Source organism: Streptomyces sp. AC555_RSS877 (assembly GCF_019049245.1).
GTDB lineage: Bacteria > Actinomycetota > Actinomycetes > Streptomycetales > Streptomycetaceae > Streptomyces.
The window spans coordinates 1-26,649 of sequence record NZ_JAGMUK010000207.1 but is presented as its reverse complement, the minus strand read 5'-3'; the positions used below and the strand labels follow the sequence as shown (position 1 = coordinate 26,649).

Annotated in this window: 24 protein-coding genes, 1 tRNA gene and 4 pseudogenes; 15 read left to right on the top strand and 14 right to left on the bottom strand. The window is 69.0% G+C overall.

Annotation, left to right across the window (positions count from 1 at the left end; all coding sequences use genetic code 11):
• Nucleotides 1–211: 211 nt before the first annotated feature.
• The 4 genes from KUM49_RS42375 to KUM49_RS42360 all read right to left on the bottom strand — a co-directional run bounded on the left by KUM49_RS42375 (nucleotide 212) and on the right by KUM49_RS42360 (nucleotide 2,768).
• Nucleotides 212–607: an SRPBCC domain-containing protein gene (locus KUM49_RS42375; protein WP_217242276.1), complete on the bottom strand. Its 396-nt coding sequence runs from the start codon at nucleotides 605–607 to the stop codon at nucleotides 212–214.
• 4 nt (nucleotides 608–611) lie between these two features.
• Nucleotides 612–1,214 (bottom strand): ABATE domain-containing protein, encoded by a 603-nt coding sequence (locus KUM49_RS42370; RefSeq protein WP_217242275.1) that lies wholly within the window; start codon nucleotides 1,212–1,214, stop codon nucleotides 612–614.
• Between the two features lie 119 nt (nucleotides 1,215–1,333).
• Nucleotides 1,334–2,344 (bottom strand): zinc-binding dehydrogenase, encoded by a 1,011-nt coding sequence (locus KUM49_RS42365; protein WP_217242274.1) that lies wholly within the window; start codon nucleotides 2,342–2,344, stop codon nucleotides 1,334–1,336.
• Nucleotides 2,337–2,768 carry a tautomerase family protein gene (locus tag KUM49_RS42360; RefSeq protein ID WP_217242273.1) on the bottom strand — a complete coding sequence of 144 codons (432 nt, stop codon included), beginning with the start codon at nucleotides 2,766–2,768 and terminating at the stop codon, nucleotides 2,337–2,339. Before KUM49_RS42360 ends, KUM49_RS42365 begins: the two co-directional genes overlap by 8 nt.
• 125 nt (nucleotides 2,769–2,893) lie before the next feature.
• On the opposite strand from KUM49_RS42360, the gene KUM49_RS42355 reads away from it, so the two are divergent.
• Entirely contained in the window at nucleotides 2,894–3,484 is a 591-nt protein-coding gene (locus tag KUM49_RS42355; protein ID WP_217242272.1) for a TetR/AcrR family transcriptional regulator, read from the top strand.
• Between the two features lie 51 nt (nucleotides 3,485–3,535).
• On the opposite strand, the gene KUM49_RS42350 is transcribed toward KUM49_RS42355, so the two are convergent.
• The 3 genes from KUM49_RS42350 to KUM49_RS42340 all read right to left on the bottom strand — a co-directional run bounded on the left by KUM49_RS42350 (nucleotide 3,536) and on the right by KUM49_RS42340 (nucleotide 5,593).
• Nucleotides 3,536–4,012: a tautomerase enzyme gene (locus tag KUM49_RS42350; protein ID WP_217242271.1), complete on the bottom strand. Its 477-nt coding sequence runs from the start codon at nucleotides 4,010–4,012 to the stop codon at nucleotides 3,536–3,538.
• Between the two features lie 85 nt (nucleotides 4,013–4,097).
• Nucleotides 4,098–4,724 (bottom strand): NAD(P)-dependent oxidoreductase, encoded by a 627-nt coding sequence (locus tag KUM49_RS42345; protein ID WP_217242270.1) that lies wholly within the window; start codon nucleotides 4,722–4,724, stop codon nucleotides 4,098–4,100.
• 26 nt (nucleotides 4,725–4,750) lie between these two features.
• Entirely contained in the window at nucleotides 4,751–5,593 is an 843-nt protein-coding gene (locus tag KUM49_RS42340) for an aldo/keto reductase (protein ID WP_217242269.1), read from the bottom strand.
• A gap of 73 nt (nucleotides 5,594–5,666) precedes the next feature.
• On the opposite strand from KUM49_RS42340, the gene KUM49_RS42335 reads away from it, so the two are divergent.
• From KUM49_RS42335 to KUM49_RS42310, 7 genes and pseudogenes are all read left to right on the top strand, one after another.
• Nucleotides 5,667–6,332 carry a DNA-binding response regulator gene (locus KUM49_RS42335; RefSeq protein ID WP_217242268.1) on the top strand — a complete coding sequence of 222 codons (666 nt, stop codon included), beginning with the start codon at nucleotides 5,667–5,669 and terminating at the stop codon, nucleotides 6,330–6,332.
• Between the two features lie 332 nt (nucleotides 6,333–6,664).
• Entirely contained in the window at nucleotides 6,665–7,111 is a 447-nt protein-coding gene (locus KUM49_RS42330) for a hypothetical protein (protein WP_217242267.1), read from the top strand.
• A 19-nt stretch (nucleotides 7,112–7,130) separates the two neighbouring features.
• The gene (locus tag KUM49_RS42325) at nucleotides 7,131–8,501 is read left to right on the top strand and encodes a glycoside hydrolase family 43 protein (protein WP_254402627.1); all 1,371 of its coding nucleotides are present in this window, start codon (nucleotides 7,131–7,133) and stop codon (nucleotides 8,499–8,501) included.
• A 102-nt stretch (nucleotides 8,502–8,603) separates the two neighbouring features.
• Nucleotides 8,604–8,852 (top strand): SpoIIE family protein phosphatase, encoded by a 249-nt coding sequence (locus KUM49_RS42320; protein WP_374200273.1) that lies wholly within the window; start codon nucleotides 8,604–8,606, stop codon nucleotides 8,850–8,852.
• A 45-nt stretch (nucleotides 8,853–8,897) separates the two neighbouring features.
• Nucleotides 8,898–9,128 (top strand): annotated as a pseudogene (locus KUM49_RS49450) (IS6 family transposase); the annotation flags it as partial.
• A 219-nt stretch (nucleotides 9,129–9,347) separates the two neighbouring features.
• Nucleotides 9,348–9,850 (top strand): annotated as a pseudogene (locus KUM49_RS42315) (IS110 family transposase); the annotation flags it as partial.
• Between the two features lie 68 nt (nucleotides 9,851–9,918).
• Nucleotides 9,919–10,572, top strand: coding sequence for an IS6 family transposase (locus KUM49_RS42310; RefSeq protein ID WP_217242265.1), 654 nt, complete (start codon nucleotides 9,919–9,921; stop codon nucleotides 10,570–10,572).
• Between the two features lie 626 nt (nucleotides 10,573–11,198).
• On the opposite strand, the pseudogene KUM49_RS50520 reads toward KUM49_RS42310, so the two are convergent.
• Nucleotides 11,199–11,300 (bottom strand): annotated as a pseudogene (locus KUM49_RS50520) (chloramphenicol phosphotransferase); the annotation flags it as partial.
• 185 nt (nucleotides 11,301–11,485) lie between these two features.
• Here KUM49_RS50520 and KUM49_RS42295 point away from each other — a divergent pair.
• A complete protein-coding gene (locus tag KUM49_RS42295) occupies nucleotides 11,486–12,403 on the top strand; it encodes a class I SAM-dependent methyltransferase (protein ID WP_308406995.1) in 918 nt (305 codons plus the stop codon).
• A 157-nt stretch (nucleotides 12,404–12,560) separates the two neighbouring features.
• Here KUM49_RS42295 and KUM49_RS49445 read toward each other — a convergent pair whose 3' ends face one another.
• The 5 genes from KUM49_RS49445 to KUM49_RS50515 form a co-directional block, all read right to left on the bottom strand.
• Nucleotides 12,561–13,595 (bottom strand): hypothetical protein, encoded by a 1,035-nt coding sequence (locus KUM49_RS49445; protein WP_254402626.1) that lies wholly within the window; start codon nucleotides 13,593–13,595, stop codon nucleotides 12,561–12,563.
• Nucleotides 13,596–13,881: 286 nt separating this feature from the next.
• Nucleotides 13,882–15,753: a polyprenyl diphosphate synthase gene (uppS, locus tag KUM49_RS42285; protein WP_217242264.1), complete on the bottom strand. Its 1,872-nt coding sequence runs from the start codon at nucleotides 15,751–15,753 to the stop codon at nucleotides 13,882–13,884.
• Nucleotides 15,750–16,148: a DUF6114 domain-containing protein gene (locus KUM49_RS42280; protein WP_217242263.1), complete on the bottom strand. Its 399-nt coding sequence runs from the start codon at nucleotides 16,146–16,148 to the stop codon at nucleotides 15,750–15,752. Before KUM49_RS42280 ends, uppS begins: the two co-directional genes overlap by 4 nt.
• On the bottom strand, nucleotides 16,145–16,765 hold the full coding sequence (locus KUM49_RS42275; RefSeq protein ID WP_217242262.1) for a DUF6230 family protein: 621 nt from the start codon (nucleotides 16,763–16,765) through the stop codon (nucleotides 16,145–16,147). The genes KUM49_RS42280 and KUM49_RS42275 overlap by 4 nt, the downstream gene beginning before the upstream one ends.
• Nucleotides 16,766–16,900: 135 nt before the next feature.
• The gene (locus tag KUM49_RS50515) at nucleotides 16,901–18,283 is read right to left on the bottom strand and encodes a cytochrome P450 (RefSeq protein ID WP_217242261.1); all 1,383 of its coding nucleotides are present in this window, start codon (nucleotides 18,281–18,283) and stop codon (nucleotides 16,901–16,903) included.
• A 73-nt stretch (nucleotides 18,284–18,356) separates the two neighbouring features.
• Here KUM49_RS50515 and KUM49_RS42265 point away from each other — a divergent pair, with 73 nt between their 5' ends.
• The 5 genes and pseudogenes from KUM49_RS42265 (at nucleotide 18,357) to KUM49_RS50080 (ending at nucleotide 24,444) form a co-directional block, all read left to right on the top strand.
• Complete coding sequence (locus KUM49_RS42265; protein WP_217242260.1) at nucleotides 18,357–19,895, top strand: FAD-dependent oxidoreductase; 1,539 nt, start codon at nucleotides 18,357–18,359, stop codon at nucleotides 19,893–19,895.
• A gap of 6 nt (nucleotides 19,896–19,901) precedes the next feature.
• The gene (locus KUM49_RS42260; RefSeq protein WP_217242259.1) at nucleotides 19,902–20,399 is read left to right on the top strand and encodes a nitroreductase/quinone reductase family protein; all 498 of its coding nucleotides are present in this window, start codon (nucleotides 19,902–19,904) and stop codon (nucleotides 20,397–20,399) included.
• 90 nt (nucleotides 20,400–20,489) lie between these two features.
• Nucleotides 20,490–21,208 (top strand): annotated as a pseudogene (locus KUM49_RS42255) (IS6 family transposase).
• Nucleotides 21,209–21,284: 76 nt separating this feature from the next.
• Nucleotides 21,285–23,000 carry a toll/interleukin-1 receptor domain-containing protein gene (locus KUM49_RS42250; RefSeq protein WP_217242258.1) on the top strand — a complete coding sequence of 572 codons (1,716 nt, stop codon included), beginning with the start codon at nucleotides 21,285–21,287 and terminating at the stop codon, nucleotides 22,998–23,000.
• Between the two features lie 49 nt (nucleotides 23,001–23,049).
• The gene (locus KUM49_RS50080; protein WP_217242257.1) at nucleotides 23,050–24,444 is read left to right on the top strand and encodes a GMC oxidoreductase; all 1,395 of its coding nucleotides are present in this window, start codon (nucleotides 23,050–23,052) and stop codon (nucleotides 24,442–24,444) included.
• Between the two features lies 1 nt (nucleotide 24,445).
• On the opposite strand, the gene KUM49_RS42240 is transcribed toward KUM49_RS50080, so the two are convergent.
• Nucleotides 24,446–25,615: a DegT/DnrJ/EryC1/StrS aminotransferase family protein gene (locus KUM49_RS42240; RefSeq protein ID WP_217242256.1), complete on the bottom strand. Its 1,170-nt coding sequence runs from the start codon at nucleotides 25,613–25,615 to the stop codon at nucleotides 24,446–24,448.
• 674 nt (nucleotides 25,616–26,289) lie between these two features.
• Between KUM49_RS42240 and KUM49_RS42235 the strand changes: the two genes are divergently transcribed.
• Nucleotides 26,290–26,366: transfer RNA gene (locus tag KUM49_RS42235), tRNA-Met, on the top strand.
• Nucleotides 26,367–26,649 lie beyond the last annotated feature (283 nt).

Below are 26,649 nucleotides of genomic sequence, written 5' to 3'. Positions count from 1 at the left end.
CCGCGCTGTTCGGGACGGCGGCGGTCGCTGTCACCGGCGGTGGGGTGGCGGCTGTGGCAATGCTGGTGCCGTTGCTGGTGCCGTCGCTTCGGAGGATCGAGATCAACCGGAACGGCGATTGAGCTTGCTGTGGGGTCAAGGCCCGGGATCGCTGTGAGAGGAGTCCGACGTCTGTGCGTGACGGTCTTCGGTCAGATGTCCCACGCCGTCGTCACCGCCGGTCGAGCGCGGTAGCGACCTGGTCCATGACACGCTGCCAGTGTGCCCGTTGCCGTTCGCGCTCTTCAGCGCCTGCCAGGTGCTCCTGGTGGAAGCGGAGCGTCGTCCGGGCTCCGTCGGCTGCGGAGGTGAGGGCGACCTGGACCGTAGTGGTGCCGTGGGTGACGCGGATACGGTCTGCGGGGCGGTAGCCGCGCACCTCGCCCGCCACGCCTTCGGCCGTCCGGTAAGAGGTGCCACGTTCGGGAGTGAGGACCGCGCCGGTGCCAAGCCAGAGGGCGATGCCTTCGGGACTGCTGATGAAGTCCCAGACGATGGCTGCGGGGTGGGGCAGGATGCGGGACACGCCGATCTGCCAGCCGGCGTCCTTGGTGAGTCCTGTGGGCATGAGGTCATCCTTCCTCGGTGTGGCGGGCGCGCAGCGCCCTGACCTTGTGGCGGTTGCCGCAGTGCTCCATAGAGCACCAGCGGCGGCGGCCGGGGCGTGAGGTGTCGACGTAGATAAGGTGGCAGTCCTCGGCGGCGCAGGTGCGGATGCGGTGCGCAAAGGGGCCGGTCAGCAGCTCGACGGCGTCCCGGGCGACGGTGGCCGCCAGGTGCGTGCCGATGAGTGTTCCGGCCCACTGCCGCTTCCCGGCCGGCGTGATGGCGGGGGCCATGGCCGGACGGGCGGCTGCTTCATTGATGGCCTCCAGGTCGCGGGGCGGGTGGAGCTCGCCGCGTGTGTGGGCGATGATCACCCGCAGCAGTGCGTCGCGCAGCCCTCGCATGTCGGCCACTTCAGCTTGGGAGATGTTCAGTGCGGGCGTCGGGGTCAGCCGCGACCGGTCCGCCCAGGCGGCCAGGTCGGCGGGCTCGTGCAGGACCTCGTACCGGCGGTAGGGGCCGGGGCCGCCGGTGGTCAGCAGTTCCAGGCACAGCGCGCCGGGGTCGAACCGGTAGGCGACGCCGGTATGGGAGTGCAGCGTCAGCCCCGTGGTTGCGGAGGAGTCCATGTAACCAATATAACCGGTTACATGACTCTGGGTTGGAAGTTGGTGGCGGCGGGTCGGTGAGGGAAGTGTGCATCGGGTTTCTCGGTGGGGTGGGCTGGTGGGGTGCGGGCCGGGTGCGGTCAGTCATCGGCCCGGACGAAGACCGGCTTCAGGTGCTTCTCCGGCAGCGCGGTCGGCAGGTCCTCCCAGTCGATGACGCGGGAGACGACTTTCTCGGGGGCGACCTTGCCGGAGGCGGCGAGTTCGAGGGCGTCGGGGATGTGGGCACGGACGTTGTCGCGGGCGATGCGCAGGGTGACGCCGTTGAGGTACATGTCGAGCAGGGGCAGTTCACCGGGACGGAAATGGTTGCCCGCCGACTCGCACATCCCTTCCGGGGCCAGGGATTTGACGGCGAGGGCGAGCTGGTCGACGCGGCCGGTGGCCTCGACGGCGATGTCGTAGCCCTGGGAAATCGGATCCAGGGTCTCGGCGGTGGCGGCCCCGAACGCGCGGGCCAGGGTGCGGTGTTCGGGGTCGGGGTCGACGTAGAGCACGTCGGAGGCACCGAGGGCGCGGGCGATGTCGCACACGTACAGGCCGATGCTGCCGCGGGCGACGACCAGGACGCGTGCTCCGGGGCGGGCCTTGAGGTGCGGGGCGACCAGGCGCCAGGCCAGGGACCAGTTGTCGCTGGCCGAGGCCATGGCGACCGGGTCGAGGCCGGCCGGCAGCGGGACGAGCATGGCGTCGGCGTAGGGCACGCGGACCAGGTCGGAGAAGAGCCCGCCCCAACTGCCGCCGATCGGTGCGCCGTACATCGCCATGTAGGGGACGGCGGTGCAGTGCGCGGTCAGCCCGGCCCGGCATCGCTCGCAGGTGCCGCAGTTGATGGACCAGGGGACGACGACCAGGTCGCCGGGTGCGACGGTGGTCACGGCGTCGCCGGTCTCGACGACCCGGGCGACGCATTCGTGGCCGAGGGCGAACGGTGGGTCGATGAAGCCGTGACCGGCCAGGATGGAGGAGTCGACGTCGCAGGAGGTGGCGGCCACCGGTGCGACGATCGCCTGCCCGTCGGACTGGAGTGTCGGGTCGGGCGTCTCGCGCCACTCGACGGTGCGCCGGGCGATGTAGGTCAGTTCACGCATCGGTGCGCTGCCCCTTCGCCAGTGCCACCAGGTCGGCGTAGCGGATGACGGAGCCGCCCGCACCCCAGGTGCCGTCGGGCTGCTCGTGCACAAGCACCCACACCCGCGGGGCGTCGTCCCGGCCGAGGCCGGTCGCGGCCAGGACGGTCTTCGTCGCCTCCTCGACCAGGCCCGCCTTGCGGCGCTCGGACAGGGCTCCCTGTGGGACGGTGACCTCCACCAGGAAGCGCGGCGCGTCGTCCTCGGCGGTGGTCTGGGCGCCTTCCGGCAGTTCGGTGAGGTAGCTCCACGCCTGGGCGCGGAAGAACGCCGTGTCGGGTGCGCCCTCCCAGCGCAGCAGCACCGCCGCGAGGTCACGCTGGATGCTCTGGCGGCCTTGTGCGGTCAGGGCGGCTGCCGGGGCGGTGAGCCGGATCATCGGCATGGCATACCTCGCGTTGTTTAGTTCGTCTTCTTGTCGTTCGACGACACAGATCTATGACGGTCGTTATAAGTGCCGGTCACGCTAGACTATGACGGCTGTTATATCCAGTGGGGTCAGAAGGGATCATGTACGTGACCAAGCCCAGCCCGGCGGCGCGCGAGCGGATCGTGGCCGGTGCGGCCGACATGATCAGCCGGCGCGGTCTGAACGCGACGAGCATCCGCGAGATGGCCAAGCACGCCAGGGCGCCGCTCGGCTCGACGTACCACTACTTCCCCGACGGCAAACAGCAGTTGGCCACCGAGGCCGTCCGCTACACGGGCGAGTGGGTCGCGCGCCGTCTGCGCAAGGAGCTGGAGGCGGGGCCGGTCGCCGGGCTGCGGGCATTCCTCGACCTGTGGCGCAAGATCGTCGTCGACAGTGACTTCCGGGCGGGCTGCCCGGTTCTCGCCGTCTCCATCGAGGAGCCGCCCACGGACGAGACGCCGGCCGCCCTGGTAGCCGCAGCTGACGTCTTCGACGCCTGGGAAATCCTGCTGGCCGACTCGCTGCACGAGCACGGCGCCGAGCGTGAGCAGGCGGCCCAGCTCGCCACCCTCGTCGTCGCGGCCGTCGAGGGGACCGTGGCCATGTGCCGCGCCAAGCGCAGCACTCAGCCCCTGGACCGCACCGCGGAGCAGTTGCAGGCCCTCGTCCTCGCCGCGATCAAGAGCTGACCGGGCAGGGGCGAGGCTCCGTGCATGCCTGGAAGCCCGCCGCTGTCGACTTCAGGCGCCCAGCGCGGCACGGACGGCTTTGGCCCTCTCCTCCGTGAACACACCGCTCTCGAGGAGCGGGAGGATGGACAGCACGCCCCCGGACGAGCCCCAGCTGCCCTCGTCGATCACGCGGAAGTTGACCCACCACGCCGGTGACGGCTTCTCCAGTCCGCAGGACTCCGCCAGCGCGGCCAGGACGCGCTCGATGACCTGGCCTCGTACGTCCGGCTGCCAGGCGGCGTCCATGACCGCGATGTCGATCACCATCACGTCGAGTTCCTGACCGGCGTCCGAAAGCAGCTGTCCCCCGATCGCCATCATGTCCGGCTCGCGCTCGACGAAGTGCACCTGGAACCCGACGCGGGCGGCCGGGACGGGCTGTCCCACCTCGGGCACCAGCACCGCGTCCGTCAGTGTCTCGGCCAGCTCACGGCGCTGCTCAAGGCCGAGGCGTCCCTTGGGAGCCTTCACGGTAATGATCGTCACGGCATCCTCCTATGACAGTCGTTATAGATCCAGAGCTTGAGGCTACATCCCTCTATAACGACTGTCATACTCGGAGTGCGGACACTCAGTCCGAGATCACGGCGGCGCGGTTGATCCACTCCCTGCCGTGTGCAGCCTGGTGCAGGAAGCCGGCGACGTCCGCGCGACTGATCGTCGGGTTGCCCTTCATCAGCAGCCGGTCGTCCGCCCTGTAGGTGCCCATGGCGGGGCCGTGGGTCAGCCTGGTGGGGTAGACCACGGTCCAGTCCAGCCCGCTGGAGCGGATGCTCTCGTCCGCTATCTCCTTGTCGGCGTAGATCGACCGCAGCAGCGTGCTGTAGATCAGCTTCTGTGCGGTGCTCGACCAGTGGAAGGTGTCGCCGACACCGAACGAGGACAGCCACACCAGGCGGGAGACACCCGCTTCCCCGGCTGCGCCGAGCACGGCCGCCGAGGCGCGCGTGAAGAGGCCGTCGGCGCGCACCGAACTGCCCCTGCCGAGCGCGGAGACGATCGCGTCGTGCCCGGCCGCCGCGGCTGCGAGGTCGCGGTGCGAGGTGGCGTCGCCGGTGACCGGCGTGACCCGCTCCGCCAGGTCGCCCAGGGCCGCCGGGTTGCGGACGAAGGCCGTGACCGAGTCACCGGATCGCACCGCCAGGTCGATGACATGACGACCGGTGGGACCGGTCGCGCCGAGGATCAGCAGCTTCATGGCAGGGGCTTCTTTCGTGTGCGATGTCAGGACAGGTCGGCAAGGTCGTCGTCGGTGAGGGTGATCGCGGCGGCGGCCATGTTGTCCTCCAGGTGCGGGAGGGATCCCGTGCCCGGGATGGCCAGGGCCACCGGGGAGGAGGCCAGCAGCCGGGCGAGGCCGATCTGGGGGACGGTGGCGCCGTGCCGGGCCGCCACCTTCGCAAGACGCTCGTCGTCGAGTTCCCGACCGCCGCCCACAGGGAAGAAGGGCACGAAAGCGATGCCGGACTCCTGGCAGGCGGCCAGGACGTCCGCTTCGTCACGCTGGGCGGCGTGGTTCTGTACGGCGGCGACAGGTGCGATGGCGCGAGCCTCCGCGAGATGGCCGGTGTCGACGTTGCTGAGGCCGAGGTGCCGAATCAGGCCCTCCTCGCGCAGCGCGGCGAGCGCCTCGAAGCGTTCGGCCAGCGACTCGCCGTGCGGGGATGTCATCGCCCCGATGCGCAAGTAGACGAGATCGAGCCGGTCCACGCCCAGGCCGGTGAGGTTGGCTTCGACAAGGCCGCGCATGTCGGCCGGGGTGCCCTGGTGGAGGCCGTCGGGACGGATGATCGGGCCCACCTTGGTCGCGATGACCAGGTGGGACGGGTAGGGGTACAGCGCCTCGCGAATCAGGCTGTTCGCACGCACCGCACCGCCGTGGCTGACGTAGAAGTCGGCGGTGTCGATGTGGTCGGCCCCGAGTTCGACGGCTCGGCGCAGTACGGCGCGGCCGGCCTCCGGGTCGCGGGCGGGGCCGCCCATACCGTCCTTGGAAGGCAGACGCATGGCGCCGAATCCGAGCCTGTTGACGTCCAGGTCGCCGCCGAGGCGGAATCTGTTGCTCATGGGCTTGAGCCTGTACGGCCCGGCACCAGCCGACGAGAGCGTGGCATGTTGCTGCCACCGGCACAATGAACGCATGCCACAGGTCATGATGCTTCGCGGTGATGTTGAGCTCTGGACGCGGCTCAAGCCCTTGACGGAGTCCGACGACACGGAATGGGTCAACGTCGCCCGCGACCTCGACACCTGGCCCGGCGCGCGCGAGGCCGCCCGCCTGACGATGCGCCGCAACGGGGCAGTTCCGGCCCGCAAGCTGTACAGCCCCGCCGTACTCGCCGACGAGCGCGACCGGGAAGCCCTGCGCGAGATGGCAGCACACGGCATGCAGATCCGGATCACCGCCGCCCCCTTGTCCCGGGGAACTTTCTTCATCGACCGGCGAACCATGATCCTCACCAGCCCCATCGCACCCGCACCGGCCGCCCACGGACACCGCACCTACACCATGAGCGCCACACCGGCCCTGGTCGACGGGGCCTACGCGCTGTTCCAAGCCGCCTGGGAGAGCGCCACCGACCTCGCGGCCTTCCTCAGCGCGGAATGGCCCCGGATCGACGCCCAAGCCGCAAGGGTTCTGCGCGCCCTGACCTCCGGCGCCACCGACGAGACAGCCGCACGGGAACTCGGCATGTCGCTGCGCACCTACCGCCGCCGGGTCGCCGAACTGCTCGTCACCCTCAACGCGGGCTCCCGTTTCCAGGCCGGAGTACGCGCGGGCCAGTTGGGCCTGATCCGCGGGTGATCGCCGCCATCAACCGACACGCTCAGCCACAGCCGCGGGCAGCCGCAGCCCACCACCACTGCAGAACATCGGCCGCGCACTCACGTTGAACCGCGACAGCTCAACGAAGGTCGCACGGATCATCGTGCCGGTGTTCCTGGAGCCCGGCGAGGACCCCACCGACATGGTCGCCTCCGCCAGCTTCCGCCCTCTTGTAGGTATACCGCCTCCTGAACGACGGCCTGCGTGCGCGGTCCACGGCCGCTGCCACGGCGCCGGCGCCCGCACCGGCCGCGGACCGCGTGAAAGTCCGGGAAGTCCTGCGCGCTGGTCTGAAGCTGGAGGAGGCGCCCGTGCTCTTCTTCCAGAGCGTGCCCGATCGCCCGCGCGGGCTTGTCCCAGGCATGTACACCGACGGTGGCCTGCGCGACGTCCTGAGCAATCAGGACACACTCCGGGGCACCCATGCCTGCAACTGGTCCTCGGATTACACGCGTCCGGCACCTCGTGAGGGCGGTGTCCTGCTCGCCGACGCTCCCCGCCGCGGACTGCTGGTCGAGTCGGACGGCGCGGTCACCGGGGCTGTGTCAGCGACCGCGGAGATGCTCGGCTGGGCGATGGAGCGGTACAACGACGGCAGCGGCGTGCGCAGGATCAACGTGTTCGTGCGTACCCACCTCCCGGACGGCGTAGTTCCGTCCGGTGCCCCCTCTTCCCGTACGGGGCACCGGACGGAACTGCCTCGAAGTTGCGCACAATATCCGATATTTCGAACATACCCAAAACCTCTGGGCAGTTGACGCAGAAATGGGACAAGCGTTGAACAGAACCCTCAGGGCGGTCCTCGCCCTCCTCACCTCGGTGGCCGCCCTGCTGGGCCTCACCACTGCCCTCGGCGGCACGGCCGGAGCCGCGGCCCCGCCCGCCGGGCAGGCGACGCGATACACGATGACCGCGTTCACCAACAACAGCGAGTCGAACATGTACGTGTACGACTCGCCTGACGCCACCGCGTTCACCCTGCGAAAGGGCCCGGCATACGTTCCGCCGTCCGGGATGATCCGGGATCCCAGCATCTTCAAGCACACCGACGGCTTCTACTACCTCACCTACACCACTCGTACCTGGTCCGCGCTGAGCACCACAATCGGCTTCGCCCGCTCCACCGACCGCCTCAACTGGACCTTCCTGTACGACTACACGGTCCCGATCAGCGGCCTGGCCCGCGCCTGGGCGCCGGAGTGGTTCGTCGACACCGACGGCAGCGTCAACATCATCCTGTCGGCGTCCACGACCGCTGGTGGCGAGTTCACCTTCAAGCCGTACAAGCTCACCGCCACAAACTCCGCGCTCACGGCCTGGAGCACCCCCACCGCGCTGAGCGGCATCAGCCCCAACTACATCGACACCTTCATCGTCAAGATCGGCTCCACCTACCACGCGTTCACCAAGAACGAGACGACGAAGTACATCGAGTACGCCACCGCCTCCAACCTCACCGGTCCGTACACATTCCAGAAGACCGGCAACTGGACGGGCTTCGGCGACTTCGTGGAGGGCCCCGCGCTCGTCCAGCTCGACAACGGCGGCTGGCGGATCTACTACGACGGTTACCGCGACACCAAGTACTGGTACAGCGACAGCTACGACAACTTCGCCACCTGGTCCGCGCCCACCGAACTGCCCGGCCTCAGCGGCACCGTCCGCCACCTGACCGTGCTCAAGGAGACGGTGGCCGGCGGCGTCACCCTGCCGACCAACACGACCCGTTCGCTCCAGTCCGTCAACTTCACCGGCCGCTACGGCGTCGTCCGCTCCGACAGCCTCGCCTACGCCGACCCGGTGACCTCCTCCAGCACCACCGCCGTCAAGCAGAGCGCCACCTGGACGATCGTCCCGGGCCTGGCCGACGCGAACTGTTACTCCTTCCGCGACTCCTCCGGCCGCTACCTGCGTCACTGGGACTTCCGGATCCGGTTCGACGTGAGCAACGGAACGGACATCTTCAAGAAGGACGCCACGTACTGCGCCCGACCGGGCACGACCTCCGGCTCCGTCCGCCTGGAGTCGTACAACTTCCCCGGCCGCTATATCCGGCACTACAACTACGCGCTACGCGTGGACCCGTACCAGGCCACGGACACCTTCCGCGCCGACAGTTCCTTCACGGCGGTGAACCCCTGGGCCTGACCAGATCGCCTTCCGCAGGCTCTGAATGACGAGGGTCCCGCCCGTACCCGGGCGGGACCCTCCTGCTTCTCGCCGGTCGCCGCGTCGGGAGCGCCGTACGCGGTGCTTCGGCCACCCGGCGCCCCTGCTGGTACGCGCCGACGGCACGATCGCCTGGCCCGAGCCTTCCTCCTACGCGCTCCCCCTCGGCTTGCGGCACATGGTACGGAACCGCCGGAGCCGTTCCGTGCCGACTTCCGCCCCGGCGATCAGCTCCTGCTCCACACCGACGGGATCTCCGAGGCACGCGACGCCGAGGGCCGTTTCTACCCGCTCGCCGAACGCGCTCACCGGCGCTGTCACGTTGGCTGACCGGTGGGATGATCTTCCCGTTGGTCAGCCTGGGAGGGGTGGTCCGTGAGGCGCGCGTCGCTGTCGTACAAGGGGCACCGGTACCCGGTCGAGGTCATCTCCCACTGTGTGTGGCTGTACCACCGCTTCCCGCTCCGCTTCCGCGAGGTCGAGGAGCTCATGCTCGAGCGCGGGATCGTGGTCTCCTACGAGACGGTCCGCCGCTGGTGCGCCAGGTTCGGCCAGGCCTACGCGAACGGACTACGCCGTCGCCGGCCCCAGCCCGGTGACAAGTGGCTCAACCTTCTTGAACGGGTTGGTCCTCCCGTTCGTAGGGTGAGGACACCCAGGGGAAGTCGGGTGTGGCTGACAAGTGGCTGCCGTTCGTGGCTTCAGGTGCTTGGCCGCCCGGCTCCCCACGACGACTCGGCCGCCGATTGGGAAGTGCGAACAAGTCGCTGTGTAGAGCAATGCCGGCGAGGTCGTCCGCAAGGCAAGTATGACGACTGGAGCACAATGAGCCGGATATGGGCGGGGACCGACTACGGCAAGACCCACCGCCATTGCCTGGTCCTGGACAGCGAGGGCGACACGCTGCTGTCGCGTCGGGTGGCCAACGACGAGCCGGAACTGCTGAAGCTGATCGGTGATGTTCTGGACCGCGCCGACGGTGGCGGGACGACCTGGGCGCTGGACATGACTGGCGGCGAGCCCGGCCTGCTGATCGCCCTGCTGGTCAACCATGGCCAGGAGCTCGTCTGTATCCCCGGTATCGCGGTCAACCGGGCCACCGACAGCTACCGGGGCCAGGGCAGGACGGACGCCCGTGACGCCCGCGTGATCGCCGATCAGGCCAGGATGCGCCACGATCTGCAGCCGATCCGCCCCGGCGACGAAGCCACGATCGAGCTGCGGCTGCTGACTGACCACCGCGTCGGTCTGGTCCCGACCGGACCCGCGCCACCAACCGGCTCAAGGCCCTGCTGAACAGCATGTTCCCGGCCCTGGAACGGGCTCTCGGGTCTTGTCAAGTTCGTTGGGCGGTGCGCGATGATCTTGGCTGGGGTCGTCGTGAGGAGGGGTTGCCGTGGAGTCCGGGGTGCCGTCGTACCAGGGGTTCCGGTTCCCGCCGGAAGTGATCGCGCATGCCGTGTGGCTGTACCACCGGTTCCCGCTGTCCTTCCGTGACGTGGAAGAGCTGCTCTTCGAGCGCGGCATCCAGGTGTCCTACGAGGCGATCCGCCTGTGGTGCGAGCGGTTCGGCCCCGAGTACGCCGCGCGCCTGTGCCGGCGTCGGCTGCGTCCGGGTGACAAGTGGCATCTGGACGAGGTGTTTATCAAGGTCAACGGGCGGATGCGGTATCTGTGGCGCGCGGTGGACCAAGACGGCAACGTGCTCGACATCCTGGTGACGAACGCGCGCGACACGAAGGCGGCGAAGCGGTTCTTCCGCAAGCTCCTCAAGACAACGGAGTGCGTGCCGCGGGTAGTGGTCACCGACAAACTCCGCTCCTACGGCGCGGCCCACCGCGAGGTCATTCCCTCTGTCGAGCACCGGACCTCGAAATATCTGAACAACAGAGCCGAAAACTCGCATCTGCCCACCCCGCGGCGGGAGTACGCGATGCAAGGCTTCCGCAGCGTCGGCAAGGCCCAGCGGTTCCTCGCCTCTTTCAGCCGGATCTCCAGCCACTTCCGACCCCGACGGCATCTGATCACAGCGAGTGACTACCGCACCTAGATGATCCACCGGTTCCGCATCTGGAAGACCGTCATCGGGGCACCCGCACACGCCTGACCACAGGACCGGCACTGCACCCGAGCACAATCAACGCGCCCCAACTCGCCTGCCACACCGGCAACTTGACAAGGCCTTCGAACGGCTTCGCCGCGAGACCGAACTGAACGCCGTCCTCGCCCTGCACAGCCCCCAATCCGGACCGAACTTCGTCGCCCCGCCCCCGCGCGGCCTCAACCAGACCTGGGAAGACGACCTGGCCATGATCCGGGTTACACAGCTGGAAGCGGCCCGCCACGAATTCGCCACCAACGCGACCGGCCCGTCCGCCCACGATCCCCGCGTACGCGCAGTGCTGGACTCGACGGACGCCGTCTCCAGGATCGCCGAGGCGATGGACCAGGCGTGGCACGAGCTGCTCGCCGCGGACTGGCCGCAACTGCGCGCGATCTGTGAGCGCGACATCGTGCACCGGGTGGGTGTGATCGGCGAACACGGATGGGTCACGACCATCGAGAGCCTGCACCCGAGCATCGCCTGGCAAGCCGGCGGTATCGAGATCGGACACTTCCCCCAAGTCGGAACAGTCCGCCTCGCCGGCGACGGGCTCCTGCTGATCCCCTCGGTCCGACGAGCGAATCGACCCCGAACGCCAGCCACGGATCCAGCAGTACGGCCTGCAGGCACCGCGCGATACCGGACTTCCCCGAGCTGGAACCGCCGTTGAGAATGATATTTCGGCAAGCTGGCCCGACGCTTCCCTCGCCGTCCTCGTGGACGGGCCCGGCGCCCACACCGCGCCCCAGGGCGGCTCCGGCGGTACGAGACCGACGCCTGCGTTCGCACATTGCAGTTTGCGGACCGATGCTGGGGTGAGGGGGCCGGACCGGGCGAGTGATGGGTGACTGGAGTACGCGTGGAAGCTGAGGACGCGCCGATGAGCGACGGCGGGGACATCTCGAGTGCCTACAACGAGGACAGTGTGCTCTTCCGGGTGCTGCGGCACCTGGGTTGGGAGAACCTGGCCAACATCGGCTACTTCACACTGCCCACCATGCCGGTCGCGGTCCTGGCCGGTCCGGCGCCCTTTCAGCGGCGTCTTGCCCGCCGGTCGTTGGCGTTGCTGCAAACCCGGCCCGGACAGCTCGTACTGGATGCCGGATGCGGTCGCGGTGACACTACGGCGCAGTTGGCCGCCGCGGGATGCCGGGCAGTGGGCGTGGACATCCAGCCCGCGCAGATCGACCACGCACGTCGCCGGTTCGTCCGGTGTACCGGCGCGCTGTTCGCCGTCGCCGATGCCACCGCTCTGCCGCGGCAAGCAGCGGGGGTCCCGCTGGCCGACGGCTCCTTCGATCGAGTGCACTGTCTGGAGGCCGCCTTCCACTTCGGCCACGAAGGCCGTCGGTCGTTCCTGCACGAAAGCTTCCGGCTGCTCCGCCCAGGAGGCCGACTGGTCCTCGTGGATGTCACTTCCCCTACGGAGCAGCCGTTCGAGACCCTTGACTCGACCGGCCTTGTACGCGGGACCTGGCGCTTCACCGACATCGAGCCGTACGCGCAGTACCCGCTGATGGCTTCCGCGGCCGGCTTCGCCCCGCCCCGCATCCTCGACTGGACCACGCCCGTACTCCACAGGGCAGGCCAGCTCTGTGCCCTGTTCGCCGGCCTCGCATCCACTCGTGTCGGCCGACAGGCCCTGTGCCTGCGGTGGCCCGGCCTGAGAACGCTCAGCGCACGCGACTGGGACCACGTCGTCGCCGTCGTCCGAGCTCACCGCGCCATCGGGCGCGACACTCGCTACACGGCGTACGTCCTCAACAAGCCCGACTGACGCAGGCCCCTGCCCTGTACGCGTCGTGCAGCTGCGTCTTCAACCGGTGCCACGCCGCCCCGCCGCTGAACCGGTGCCGGTGGGCTCCACTCGGTGGAGTGGATGCCGGGCATCGCCGGTGCGCACCACGGCATCGGGTGCGCGGCATCGGGTCCACTCAGTGGCCGGCCTCCCGGCCGCGGTGCGGTCCGGGCTCCTGCGGGCGGTGCGCCTGCTGGTCGTCCTGGCGCACCGGGCGCACTGCGTCGGCATCGTCCTGTTCGGCGTAGCGGTCCATGGTGGCGCGGGCTCGGTCGGCCGCCGCGGTAAAGGCGGCCCCGAGGTGGGGCAGTCGCTCGGCTGTGAGATCGAGGGCTTCCACGTCGGTGCGGGACTCCAGTAGGGCCCGCAGCGCCGTCAGGTCGATCGCCTCCTGGCGTCCGACCTCCGGGTCCTGGTCGTCGTGCTCGGGGTCGGCGGCCGGGGGCGCGAGCAGCTGCTCGGGCATCGCCGCCTGCTGGTGCGCGACGACGTCGTACGCCCGGCTCCGCACGGCGGTGGCGGTGGTGGTGGTGCGCAGCTTCTCCCGCACCACCGCACCGGGGAGGGCAGCTCGCTCGTACTGCAGCGGGAGTCGGGGTATCTCCCACTCCCCCGCGTCCTGGCCCGGGGCCCGGGGCGCAGCCGGCTCGCCGGTATCGGCCGGGGGCTGCCGGTCCGGGCCGGGCACGGGAGTTGGTGGGCGGCGCCGGGCGGGGAGGTCGGACAGGTCCCACCGGGCGGTGTAGAGGCGGTAGTCGGCCTCCAGGCCGCGCACGGTCTTCGGCTCGCTGATGTCCAGGCAGTGCGTGGCAATGGCGGCGGCCACGATCCGGTCGTCCAGGCCGGGGTCGCGGCGGCGGCCGCGCAGGACGAGAGCAAGGTGGCGGCGGGCTTCGATGTCGGATGGGAGGTCGCGCCCGGCGAGGGCGTGGGTGAGGAGCCGGTACGGGTCGGCCCATGCGCCGTGGATCCAGGATCTGGCGCGGTGGAGTGTGCCGGTGAGGGCGGTTTCGGTGTCGGGGTGGATGAGGACCAGGGCGATGGGGTTGGCGTCGGGCTGCTGCCCTTCAGTGGGACGCCCGCGCTCCAGGGCGCGGGCGTCGGGGGTGATTCGTACGGCGACGTCGCCGCGACCGGTCCACGGGGTCGGCTTCTGTCTGGCGGTGAGCATCGCGGTGAACTCTGCGACGGCCTTGTGGTCGCCGGGGTGGAGAGGACCGCTGCCGTGGCCGCAGCGTCGGAAGCGGGCGCTCAGGCGGCGGGGCTGTCGGCAATGACGAGGAAGCTGTCGGAGCGCAGGTCCATGACGACCCGGTGTGCCTGGGGGGCGCCGGTCGCGCGGCGGGTCTAGAAGGCAGGGCGTCGCGTTCGAGGACGGTCACCTTGTCCACGTACGGGGCCATGGCCACGGCGGCCAGGGGTTCCCGCCAGTCCGCCTCCCAGGATGACCACGTGACTCACGTCATCGGTGCTCCGTGTCCACTCAGGGGGCCGGTCTGGGCGGGGATGCGGGGGACCGCGCCGTAGCGGCGGGTGCGCCGGGCGTACTGTTCGATCGCTTCCCACAGGGTGCGGCGGTCCACCGCGGGCCAGGGGGTGTCGAGGAACAGCAGCTCGGCGTAGGTGGCCTGCCAGGGCAGGAAGTTAGAGGTGCGCTGGTCGCCGCCGGTGCGCAGGAGCAGGTCCACGTCGGGCAGTTCGGGGACATGGAGGTAGCGGGCGAAGGCGTGCTCGGAGACGGAGCCGGGGTCGACCTTCCCGGCGACCGCTTCCTGGGCGAGTTTCGCTGCGGCTGCCGTGATCTCGGTGCGGCCGCCGTAGTTCACGCACATGGTCAGGGTCATTCCGGTGCGGTCGCGGGTGGTCCGCTCGTCCTGGAGGAGTTGCTCGATGACGTCGGCCGGGAGGCGGGAGCGCACGCCGGCCCAGCGCACGCGGAGGTCCAGTTTCTCGTCCATCAGGCGACGCACGCCCTGGGGAATCTCGTACATCAGGGTCTGCAGTTCGGCGGCCGGGCGTTTCCAGTTCTCGGTGGAGAACGCGTACACGGTCAGGTACTTCAGACCGATCTCAAGGGCACCGTGGACGACGTCGACCAGTGCCTCGACTCCTTGCCGGTGGCCGTCGGTGCGGGGCAGGCCGCGGGCGGTGGCCCAGCGGCCATTGCCGTCCATCACGATCGCGACGTGGCGGGGCATATCTTCGCCGGGCAGTTGGGGCGGGCGGACTCCCGAGGGGTGGGGAGTCGGAGCGACGGTCGGGTGCCGCTGGGCGGCGGGCGAGCGCATCCCTTCGGCCTCGCCGGACCGTTCGGGCGTCTTGGCCGGTGCGGGTTGCGGCGGGCAGGGCTGGATGGGGAAGGGGAACAGGCCCCAGGCCAGCGCGGCCTTCGCCTGGGCGGGCAGCATCAGGCGCAGCCGGGTGCTTCGTGGCAAGGCCGGGCGACTGTGCAGCAGCGTGGCGGGGGCGTCGGCCGCGGTCTTCAGGCGTAGCCGGTACAGGTCGGTGTAGGCGCCGAGCGCGATGCCGACCGACGGGTGCAGCACCGGCGGCAGTGGCGTGTGGTCCAGCCAGGTGCGGGCCCGGTCGGCCAGGCGGCGCACCAGGTCCTCGAACTCCGGGGTGGTGCGCCGGGCCAGTAGGTCCGTCCGGTGCACGCCGGCCTCGTCCAGGGCTTCCTGCGGCAGCGCAACGTGGCCGCGGTCGAGGTCGTCGGAGAGGTCGACGAGGGCGTCGGTGAGGTAGATCGCCTCGACGGCGGTCTGGCAGGCCATACCCGCGTCCGGCACGGCTGCGGCGATCGCCTCCGGCTCGGTGGGCAGGCCCGCGGCCCGTAGCAGCAGGGAGCCCGCCCGCAGCACGAGCGGGGTGTTGATCAGGCTGTTGTAGTGCCGCCACTCCTGCCAGGTGGCGAACTGCCGTCCGCGGACGTCCTGGCGGAGTTCCTCGAACAGGGTGTGCAGGAATCCTGGCGGCAGGTTCCAGGTCAGCATGGTGTGGATCAGTGCCTGCCGTACCGGGTCGCTGCCGCGGCCTTCGCGCAGGTCCACGTCGAACGCCGAGATCCACGCTTCCAGCCGTTCGGCCCGCCCCGGATCCGCCTCGCCGGCGGATCCGACCGCGTCGGCCAGGTCGTCCACTGCCCGGACAGCGCCGTACAGCGCCCAGATGGCGGTCCGCAGCGGCGGTGGCAGCAGCAGCGAGACGGCGTACTCGATCTCGCCCGTCGCGCGGGTGGCGCGGCGGCACACCTCGTAGCCGCGGCGCAGGGCCGCGTCGTGGATGCTGCTGCGCCGGTAGACGGCGGCGGGCAGGGCGGGAGAACTCACCTCACGCCTCCTCTTTCTGGGGTCGAAGGTGCTTGCTGGGGGATCCAGGCCAGGGCGAGGGCGCTGCCGACGGCGGTGAGCAGGAAGCCCAGCAGCAGGCCGCCGAGGTTGGCGGCGACCAGGCTGACCAGGGACATGACGGCTGCCAGGACGCCGGAGAAGTAGCGCAGGGCAGGGTTGCGCCATGTCGTCACACCGGCGACGACGAACAGGGTGCCCAGGGCCCATGAGGCGGCGCCCGCGGTGCCGGTGAACCGCAGGAACCCCAGACCCACCCAGGAGACGCAGATCAACTCCAACCCTCCGAGCCCCAACAGCAGGCCCGCCGTGAACGGGCGGCCCCGACGCCACGCCCGCCACCCAGATCGCGGGCCGGGGCGGATCGCCGTACTCACCGAGCCGCTCCCGGCTCGCAGCTGCCTTCACCCTGGCGCAGATCGATGGTGACACCGCGGGAGGTGATCGTCCCGGCCGTGAAGGCATGCGGCTGTGTGGTCACCGTGCTGCCGCTGACTTTCCGCGCGCCGACGGTGAACAGGCCGGTGGGCCGGTTCGGGGACACCTTCGGGGTGCTGAACTTCGCGCCGGTGAGCTTCACCGAGCGGGCCGTGGCCTTGTCCGTCTCCACCGTCAGGCCAGCGGCGGTGGAGTGCTCGATACGTACGACTGCCGTCACCGCTCCGACGACCGGCAGGTGGGCGGTGGAGGTGACGCAGGCATCCTCCACCGTTGCCTGTTCCATCCGCGTGGCCAGCGCCGGCAGCAGTCCGCCACGGCCGGAGGCGGCCGGGGAGGCCGACACGCCGACTGCGGACACCCGCGCCGCGTGGACCGTCACCGGCACCTCCCCCGCGAACGCCACCGATACGGCTCCCTCGGCACTCCCGGCCAGCAGGACGGAGGCACCCACGAGCAGGGGTGCCAGCGCCAGAGCGAAACGCCGGCGGCTCGTCCGCCCGCCGCAGGTCCTCATGGGCAATTCGTCGCCGATCACGATCAGCCCAACGACCATCCCGGACCGAAGTATCGCCAAACACACCATCGGCTGATACGTCATCGCAGCCAGTTGCCGCGCCAGGCACGGGCTCCCCGGGTGCCGTTGGCCCCTGGACGAAGTGCACGGGATGCGCGGCGAGCCGACCTGGCCTCATGGACGCTTACGGGGGTGGCAGGTCATGGGCATCGGGCCCGGAGCGAGAAAGATGCCCACCCGCGGCCGGTAGCGGTGCCCCGGCGCGGTGCGCAGGGTCCAGTGGCCGGCGATGGTGGCCAGGGCGATGAGGATCTGGTTCATCGTCATCGCGTCGCCGATGCACTTGCGTACCCCGGCACCGAAGGTGAGGTCGGCGCAGCGGGGCAGAGGCTTGAGGCGCTCCGGCAGCCAGCGGTCGGGGTCGAAGCGCAGCGGGTCGGGGTGAACATCCGGATTGCGGTGTACCGCGTAGTTGTTGTACAGGAGCTCGGTGCCCGCCGGCAGTTCCGCCGGTCCGAGACGGACGGGCACGAGGGTGCGGCGGGCCAGCATCCACACCGCCGGGTACAGCCGCAGGGTCTCCTTGACGACGCGTCGGGTGTACGCGAGCCGGGCCAGGTCCTCGGCCTGTACAGGACGGCCCTGGAGGGCGGAGTCGATCTCGTCATGCACACGCTGCTCGATGTGGGGATGGCGGTGCAGCTCGTACAGGACGTGGGGCAGCACGTCCTTGAGGCCGTGGACGCCGGCGAAGAGCAGGAACAGCGTGTCGGCGATGATCTGCTGGTCGGTGAGCGGCTCGTCCGTGTCCGCGTACCGAGCTCGCAGGAGCTGGGAAAGGACGTCGTCGCCGCCGTCGCCGTGATGGCGGTGGTGGGTGAGAGCGGCGGTGACGGCGGCGCGCAGGCCGGTCAGAGCCCGCGTGAAGCGGCCAGTGCCCGGGACGTGCCTGAAATGGGCGAGCCGGGGAAGGGCCATGCGCCAGTACAGGCCCGCGGTGGTGTGCGAGGAAAGGCCCGCGATCCCGGCCACCACCCGGTCGTGGGCCGGGGTGTCTCCGCACAGGGCGTATGCGTTGACGGTGTACGCGAGTTGCGCCATCGCCAGATCCACCCGGAGCGTCTTGCCGGGCTGCCACCGGCAGGTCGCTTCTTCGGTGGCCTGCCGGACCGCGGGTGTCCCGGCGGCGATCCGGTGCGGGTGAAAGGCGTGCTGCACGGCACGACGGTGACGGCGATGGGATTCGAACAGCGTCAATCCGTCGAACCGCATGTCCATCACCAGGCTGAGGCCGAACTGGGAGCCGATGCCCTCGCTGATCCGCCCCTGTGCGTAGCTGCGGGCGTCGGTCACCAGCATCTGCCGGAGCAGGTCCGGCGAGTTGACCATGTAGACGTCAGGAGTGAACAGCGGGCCCCGCCCCCGTACCAGCGGCCCCAGCCTGCTGAGCGACACGACGAAGCCGAGCGGATCACGTACGGCCTTCAGCCCGTGCCCCAGCAGGGGCAGCGCCCCGGGAGCGGTGGGGACGGCAGGCAAAGGAGCGGAGGCAGTCACGGGCACTCTCCCGGATCGTCGCGAGCACATTATGCGACGGGTAATGTACTGGGCGTGACGGGTGGGGGTGGTCGTGGAAGCCGTGTATGACGTGCTGGTCGTGGGATCGGGGTTCGGTGGAGCTGTCGCGGCGCTACGGTTGGCGGAGAAGGGGTACCGCGTCGCCGTCGTCGAGACCGGGCCGTACCGGAGGCCGGAGGACTTCGCCGCCTCCCCGTGGCAGGCTCACCGCTTGCTGTGGGCTCCCTGGCTCGGGTGCCGGGGGATCGTACGACTGCGGGTACGGCGCCGGCTGGCCGCCCTGACGGGCATCGGAGTCGGCGGCGGCTCGCTTGTCTACGCGGGGGTGCACTACCTGCCGGACGCAGCCGTACTCCGGTCACCCTGCTGGGATCCGGCCGTCGACTGGGCTGCCGAACTCGCCCCGCACTACCGGATCGCGCAGCGGATACTGGGCACCACGCCAGTGCCCAGGCAGGCGGCGGGCGACGACGCCCTGCGGGAGGCGGCCGACGCCCTCGGGGTATCCGCAACCGTGCACGCCACCCGGGTCGGCATCCACTTCGGCCCCCCCGACCAACCGGTGCCCGACCCCTTCTTCAACGGCCGTGGCCCGGCACGCAACGGCTGCACCCTGTGCGGACGCTGCGTCCTCGGCTGCCGCACCGGCGCCAAGAACTCCCTGGACCACAACTACCTCCATCTCGCCGAACTTGCCGGAGCCGACATCCGGCCCCTGACCGAGGCCCGCACTCTCGTCCCGCTGCCGGAAGGCACCTGGCAGATCCATACGCGCGGCGGCCATCCAGTGCGTAAGAAGCGTGTGCTGACGGCGCGCCAGGTGGTGCTGGCGGGCGGCGCCTGGGGCACAGTGGAACTCCTGCACCGCTCCCGCCCTCACCTGCCGCGACTCTCGCCTGCGCTGGGCACGCACATCCGGACCAACCGCGAGGTGTTCACAGCCGTCTGGGCCGAGGACTTCGACGTCGGCCCCGGCGTCGCCATCAGCTCCGCACTGCGGCCACACCCCGATCTGCTGGTACAGATGTGCCGCATCGGATCCGGCTCCCATCCGGCGGCGCTGCTCACCGCGCCGGTGCCGCTTTCCTGGCGGGACTTCGGCCGTCGCAGCGCCGTGCTCTTCGCCATGGAACAGCGGGACTCACATCTGACCAGCCACTACCGACACGGCCCGTTCGGCGGGCGGATGAGCTTCCGCCCCGGCAGCCCCGAACCCGAACCAGTACGGCTACCGGCCGCCGAGACCGTCGCCAGCCACTACGCCCGCCTCATCAAGGGCCGGGCCCGCCCCCTGTGGAACACCGTCCTGGGACTGCCGGTCACCGCCCATCTCTTGGGCGGATGCCGCATCGGCACCGACCCCGCCACGAGTGTCGCCGACCCCTACCACCGCATCCACGGCTATCCGACCCTGCACATCGCCGACGCCTCCGCAGTTCCCGCCAACCTGGGCGTCAACCCGGCGCTGACAGTGACCGCGATGGCCGAGCGGGCCTTCGCCACCTGGCCCGACGCGGGCCGCCCCGATCAACGCCCGCACCAGCACGAGCCGTACCGGCCCATCCCCTTCCCCGCGACCCCGAGGACATAGCCCCCCGTGCCCCACCCGCTCGTCGTCCGCCTCGGCACCACCCGTGCCTTCACCCGGATCGCCCCCCATGTGCTGCCTCGATGCGACCTGCTCGTCCACCGGCTCACCCGCGGTCGGCTCCTGCCCAGTCGGCTGTTCGTCGACACAATCATGCTGACCACCACCGGACATCGCAGCGGCCGTACGCGCACCACGCCGCTGTGCGCCCATCAGGATCCGGACGGCACCTGGATCGTCGTGGCCAGCAACTTCGGCCGCAGCCGCGACCCGGCATGGAGCACCAACCTGCTGCACGACCCCAGAGCCACGGTCACCACCCAGGCCCGCGCCTGGCCGGTCACCGCACGGCAGCTCACGACCCACGAGAAGCAACAGCAGCGCCCCCGCATCCTGTTGGCTCTACCGGTATACGACACCTACGCCGCCCGCGCTGGCCGGTACATCCGCGTCTTCTGCCTCACCCCGATCACCGCTCAACCCACCGATCGAGCCCTCTTCACATGAGGACGGCACCGGCAAGGGGCTAGCGGGCACTGTCACGTTGGCTGACCGGTGGGATGATCTTCGGTTTGATCAGCCTGGGAAGGGTTGTCCGTGGGGAGTGCGTCGCTGTCGTACAAGGGGCACCGGTATCCGGTCGAGGTCATCTCCCACTGTGTGCGGCTTTACCACCGCTTCCCGCTCAGTTCCGCGAGGTCGAGGAGCTGATGCTTGAGCGCGGGATCGTCGTCTCGTACGAGACGATCCGCCGCTGGTGCGGCAAGTTCGGGCAGACCTACGCAGGCGCGCTGCGCCGCCGGCAGCCCCGGCCTGGGGACAAGTGGCATCTGGATGAGGTCTTCATCAAGATCAACGGGGAACAGAAGTACCTGTGGCGGGCCGTCGACCAGGACGGGAACGTCCTCGACATCCTCGTGCAGAACCGGCGGGACAAGGCCGCAGCCCGACGCTTCTTCCGCAGACTCCTCACAAAGACCCGCACGGTGCCCAGGGTGATCATCACCGACAAGCTCCGCTCCTACGGCGCGGCCCACCGCGAGGTCATGCTCTGCGTCGAGCACCGCCAGTCGAAGTACCTGAACAACCGGGCGGAGAACAGCCACCAGCCCACCAGGCAACGCGAACGGGCGATGAAAGGCTTCCGCTCCGTGGGCGGAGCACAGCGGTTCCTGTCCTCGTTCAGCAGCATCTCGCCCCACTTCCGGCCCCGCCGCCATCTGATCCCCGCACACGACTACCGCGCCGAAATGACCGTCCGCTTCGCAATCTGGGAGCACATCACCGGCGTCGCCGGCCCCGCCGTCACGGCCTGAGCACAGCCCGGAACCGGGCTCCACCACGCCACGACGCACCATCAGACACCTACCCACCCAACAACGTGACAGTGCCGTGCTGGATGAGCTGACAGGATCTCCGTCCGGCGAAGGACGCCGCATCCTACAGTGGGACTCGGATGTGACGGCCACCTCAGCCCACGGCAAGGTCGTTTCGCTCGGGCCCAGCAGAGGTGAGACAACCCTTCAGAAGGGAGTCGTGGCGGTGGGGCGGTTCTTTCTGAGTTACTCGGCACTCGATGGTGTGGAGTTCGCGCTGCGGTTGGCGGACGCTTTGGAAGCGGGGCCACCTCATTACGAGGTGTGGATCGACAGACGAGATCTGCGGCCCGGACGTGATTGGGACGAACAGCTGGAAGAGTGGTTGCGCGCCTGTCAAGGTGTTTTGTTCGTGATGACCAACGACAGTGTCAGAGACGGTTCGGGGTGCAAACTCGAGTGGAGCCAAGCGCTGAAATACGGGAAGCCCGTCATACCGCTACTGCTGGACGCTGATGCGGAACAACCTTTTCGGCTCGGCTCGCGTCAGCATATTCCCTTCACTGACTTCGATTCGGGGATAGCTCAATTGCGCCGGCATCTTTCCTGGACTACCAGCCGCGAGGGAATCCTCTCACAACTCAGTATCCGTCTGAGCGAGGTGAGCCGAGAACTGCGGCGCGCGACGGGGCAGGAACGTCCCATCATTGAGGCTGAGATGAGGGAGCTCCACCAGCAGATTAACCGGCAGCAAGCACTGATCGACGCCCCGACCACCGGCCCGACACCCGAGACTGCAGGAACAACCACGGCCACGGTCACCGCCGGGACCGGGACATCAGCGCCCGACATCGCCGACGCCCGGCTTGAATCCCTCGGCATGTCCAACCGGATCGGTGTCGACGCCCATCGGCTCGGAGCCGAATTTGTCGCTGGGTCGATCGTCGTCGACTCGACTATCTGCGACTATGCGGGCGTCGACCTGAACGGTGTCGTCGTGCGGGGACTGGGGGAACTAGAGGACTTAGAGGCCCACCCGTCATTCATCTCGGCCGATCGACGGGCCGGCGTCGAGCCCACACCCAACCGTCCCAAAGCTCATCTGGTCGACTGGAACGCACCAGTGATCGACCAGGGAGACGTCGTTACCCTGGACCTCGCCCGCTCTGACTACTGGACCTCCGAGGCGACCAAGCGCACGATCTCCCGGATTCAGAGCGAGGTCCTCAATGGACAGATCGATTACATGCGGCTGCCGCGCCGTCTGGACGTCCATCTCGTGGTGGTGTCCGGGGACGATGACATGGTCCTCCTGGCACGGCGCGGGAGCCACGTTGCGACGGAACCCTCCACGTGGATGGTGTCCGTGGGCGAGAGTATGGACTGGCAGCAGGATCAGGGGCCTGCCAAGGTTCCCCACCCAATGCGCACGGCGAAGCGCTGCCTTGCCGAGCGCGATGAGCTAAACCTCCCCCGCGAAGTCGTAGAATCCGCCAGCTTTCGGCTCGTCGCGGTGGCGACGGAGTGGGAAGAGATGCTCATCAATTTGATCGTCGTCGTACGCATACCTGGGATGACGTTCCACAGCCTCCGGCGTTATTTCCGAAAAGGGGAGAATCTCCAGTTGGATGCCATTCCCTTCGAACCGAAGTCCTGTGGCGCCTTCCTCCAGGGAGGGTCATACGCGGGCTTTAGCGGCGCAGGGGTGCGTATGCGGATCAGCGACATCTCCCGCTTCGCGCTGCTGGCCGCACTGTCGTCGGAGTATCCGCTTACTGAGATCACCGGATGAGATGGCGTCCCCTCTCACCAACGGAATATCAGCAGTAGGTTCTTTCGATGTGGTCGTCATCGGCTCCGGACCCGCCGGCGTTGCCGTGGCCGAACGGCTCTACAAAGAGCGGCCCAGCGTCACGATCGCCATAATCGAACGCGGTTCGACTCTGCTCCGTCGGCACTTCTATACGAACGGCGCCCTGATCGGCGAGCGGGACCGCTTCCTCGCACGTCATCAAGTCTGCCCATGGGAGGGAGACCTGGACGAAGGCGGGGCCCTCCTGCCGGCCTTGGGCGGCCGCGGCATCGTCGGGGGAAGCCAACTTCACCGCTTCTACGCATCGGATCTCACCCTGTGGCCGAACGGGCTGTGGCCGCTCACCGAAGGAGAACTCGATCCGTACTTCCGCGAGGCGGAAACCCGTCTGCTCGGAGGATCCCGGTGCGGCGGGCCGGCGCAGGAGTACGTGTGTGAGTCCCTCGCGAACCTCCACGCCCGGCATCCCCCGTGCGGCCCCGCGGTGGACACTGAGCGCAGGCCGAGTGTCGGACTACCTCACCACAGCAGTGTCGAGCGCCTCCTCGCGCTTCTCGACATGGACCGAGCCGCACCGTCCCGCCGGCTGAGGATCTTCACCGACACTCGTGCCGTCCGGCTGGTGGCCGATCCCGCGAGGCCTCGGCACATGTCGCGGGTGCGGTGTGTGCCTGCCGGAGAACCGGGCGGAGCGCACTTCGACGTGCACGGGGGAGCCTTCGTACTCGCCGCAAGCGCCGTCGAATCCGCGCGGCTGGTCCTTGTGTCCGGAGTTCAAGCGCTCAACGGCATGAGCACCAATGTCGGGCGTTATCTCATGGAGCACGTCTACTGCAGGGGCTATCTCGACGTGTCCAGACATCAGAAGATCCCTCCGGGCCCGATCAATGTCTTCGTACCGCCGCAAAGCGCCGCTCTGGAGAACCGGTTCCAGGTCGAAATATGCTCGGTCACGCATCCCGCTGACGGTCGATCGGTCCTGCGCGTCACGGGCTCCGCCGCCATGGATCCCCAACGGCAGAACCGAGTCACACTGTCTCCCGACCGCGTCGACGGTCACGGTGTGCCTCGGGCGTCGACCGTGCTGCGGTTGTCACCCGGCGACGAGCGGCGAAAGATGTCGCTCCTGCGCGGCTTGCAGAACATTGCCGCACTCCTGGGCGGTAGTTGGCTCGCCCCGCCCGCAGTCATGCCCCGGGGAGCCAGCTACCACGAGGCAGGCACCCTACGGATCGCACAATCCCCCGCGGAGGGAGCCGCCGCTCCTGACGGTTCGCTCTTCGGATGGGACAACGTGTTCACAGGAGACGCATCGGCCTTCCCCAGCGTGGGTGTCGCGAACCCGATCCTCACCATCACCGCCATGGGGTACCGGCTCGCCGACCGGCTCGCAAGCCGTCTTGGCATCTTCGAGCGTGCCTGACCTACAGGTCGGCTAAAATGGCGTCGATGGAGGCAGACAGTTCGCCGTCGGTCAGGGAGTGGTGCACCGACAAGGCACGGATCTGAGAAGCGCCCCGTTCCGCCTGGGGACACGCTCCGGGTGCGTAGGTCACATGCTTCGGCAGAGGCAGACCGAAGGGCGTACGGCGCTCTCTGTCCATCCGCTGGAAAGCCGGCTCAAGATAGGGAATCTCCTGGAACGACCCGCGACCGGCCGGGACGATGAATGGGTACCGCCAGTAGGACACGCTGGCCTCCGGAAAAGCCTGCAGCCTACGGATGGGAACGTCGTCCCGTCGCGCCAGCTCCAGCTCGATGAGCGCGACGAGTTCGGCCCTCCGCCGGTTGAACTCGTCAAGCTGGGAGAGCTGGGCCAGTGCGATAGCCGCCTGCATCTCACTGATGCGGTGGTTGTGTCCGAAGCCGATGTGGCCGCGGCCGACCGAACCAGGACGCTTAGCAGGGACCGGAAGGCCGAAGCGGAAGTGCGGGACGCCCGCGCTGGAGTAGAGGACGGCTCGTGTGTACGTGTCCGGGTCCGTGGTCGCGAACACGCCGCCTTCGCCGGACGTGATGTGCTTCGACTGCTGGAGGCTGAAGCAGCAGGCGTCCCCGAACGTGCCGACGGGTCGTCCCCCGATCAGCGTGCCGAACGCTTGCGCACAGTCCTCCACTACCTTCCAGCCCAATCTCCGCGCCATCGCCGTGATCTCGACTACCGGAGCTGGTAGCCCCCAGAGGTGCACCACCACCACGGCCCGCGTCCTGGCACTGACGACCCCCTCGACGGCGTCGGGGGCGAGCAGGAGCGTCTCCGGATGCACGTCGGCGAAGACGGGCACGCACCCCGCTGCGAGGACGGCGAAGGGAACGAACGCCGGACACGCCGCGGGGCAGATCACTTCGTCCCCCGGTTCGAGCCCCAGGCCGGCAATGGCCGCCTCATTGGCGGACGTCCCTGAATTGACCGCATGTGCGTAGGGCAACCCAAGCCACCGCGCGAAAGCGTCTTCCAACCGGTCGGCGGCGGCGTCGGCCGCGGAATCGTGCCGACTTCCCCAGCCGACGCCGTTGCCCCGCCAGAGCCGCCCCGACGCCAGTACATCCGACAAGGCGGCTTCCTCAATCTGTCCGAACTTTGGATCGGCCATGACGGCCATGCTATAGAGCTGGCTTACCTCTCAGCGCGGATGTACCAGGTTGACGCCCCGCCAGGCCGTTGATCCGTCGCGGGCACTGACCCGTCACCTCTGACCGCCACCCCAGCCACCGCCACACCGTCGCCCGACAGTGGGTCACATACAACTCAGCGTGCCACCGGCTGAGCCACGCCTCCGCGGTCATCGGCGCCGACGTCGGCAGCAGGTCAGGTCCAGGCGTGCGCAACCTCACGGCGAGGTGCCTCCTGGAGCACCGACTCGGTCAGCTGCAGGTGCTGCGCGCTCGGGTGGCAGCGGGCCGGGCCGCCCAGGCGTGCCCGGATGGGGGGCGGGCGACGCCACAGGTGGGGGCAGAAGGACAGCGCGTCCAGGTCGGGTTCGGCCTCCAGCTGATCCGCCCGCCTGATGCAGCGCCAAAGCCCATACGGTTTGGCGGCGTTCGCGCAGCGCGCCGATAGGGCGCCGGTGCGCACAAAACCACAACCGTTGAACCACCTGGCTGACCATCGTGCCCGGTTCACAAAAGTTGAGCCACAACCAGCACGCACCTTCCATTGTCGTCCACAATGGGCACTTCCGCCCTGTAAGTTCCGCAAGTCCGCAGCTCCGGCAGCGAGTAATGGTCTGCTTGGATCACTCGCATGCCGTAGGCTGCGGTCTACCGACGCGGGGTGGAGCAGCTCGGTAGCTCGCTGGGCTCATAACCCAGAGGTCGCAGGTTCAAATCCTGTCCCCGCTACCAACTCCGGCCCCCTTGACGCCATGTCACGGGGGCCGGATGCGTTATGCGGCACGGTGAATGACCTCGCCTCGCTCCTTCGTCCACGTTCGCAGAGGCTCGCGCTCCCCGCCACGACCCCTGGCCGGACGACCGAGGACCGCCACGGCGCGTTCCGGGCCTGGGTAGTACCTACTGCGTCCTGGGCGCTAGTAGGGCTTGGTCAGGTTCAGTCGCTGGTGGCGTGTCCGTTTGATGGGGCGGGCCGTTGACCGGGTGTGATGAGTGGGGAGTTGGCCGCGGTCCG

Excerpts from the sequence above, each read along its gene's own strand:
- KUM49_RS42375 (WP_217242276.1), bottom strand. The coding sequence starts at position 607 with ATGCCCACAGGACTCACCAAGGACGCCGGCTGGCAGATCGGCGTGTCC.
- KUM49_RS42370 (WP_217242275.1), bottom strand. The coding sequence starts at position 1,214 with ATGGACTCCTCCGCAACCACGGGGCTGACGCTGCACTCCCATACCGGC.
- KUM49_RS42365 (WP_217242274.1), bottom strand. The coding sequence starts at position 2,344 with ATGCGTGAACTGACCTACATCGCCCGGCGCACCGTCGAGTGGCGCGAG.
- KUM49_RS42360 (WP_217242273.1), bottom strand. The coding sequence starts at position 2,768 with ATGCCGATGATCCGGCTCACCGCCCCGGCAGCCGCCCTGACCGCACAA.
- KUM49_RS42355 (WP_217242272.1), top strand. The coding sequence starts at position 2,894 with ATGTACGTGACCAAGCCCAGCCCGGCGGCGCGCGAGCGGATCGTGGCC.
- KUM49_RS42345 (WP_217242270.1), bottom strand. The coding sequence starts at position 4,724 with ATGAAGCTGCTGATCCTCGGCGCGACCGGTCCCACCGGTCGTCATGTC.
- KUM49_RS42340 (WP_217242269.1), bottom strand. The coding sequence starts at position 5,593 with ATGAGCAACAGATTCCGCCTCGGCGGCGACCTGGACGTCAACAGGCTC.
- KUM49_RS42335 (WP_217242268.1), top strand. The coding sequence starts at position 5,667 with ATGCCACAGGTCATGATGCTTCGCGGTGATGTTGAGCTCTGGACGCGG.
- KUM49_RS49445 (WP_254402626.1), bottom strand. The coding sequence starts at position 13,595 with ATGCTCACCGCCAGACAGAAGCCGACCCCGTGGACCGGTCGCGGCGAC.
- KUM49_RS42275 (WP_217242262.1), bottom strand. The coding sequence starts at position 16,765 with ATGGTCGTTGGGCTGATCGTGATCGGCGACGAATTGCCCATGAGGACC.
- KUM49_RS42240 (WP_217242256.1), bottom strand. The coding sequence starts at position 25,615 with ATGGCCGATCCAAAGTTCGGACAGATTGAGGAAGCCGCCTTGTCGGAT.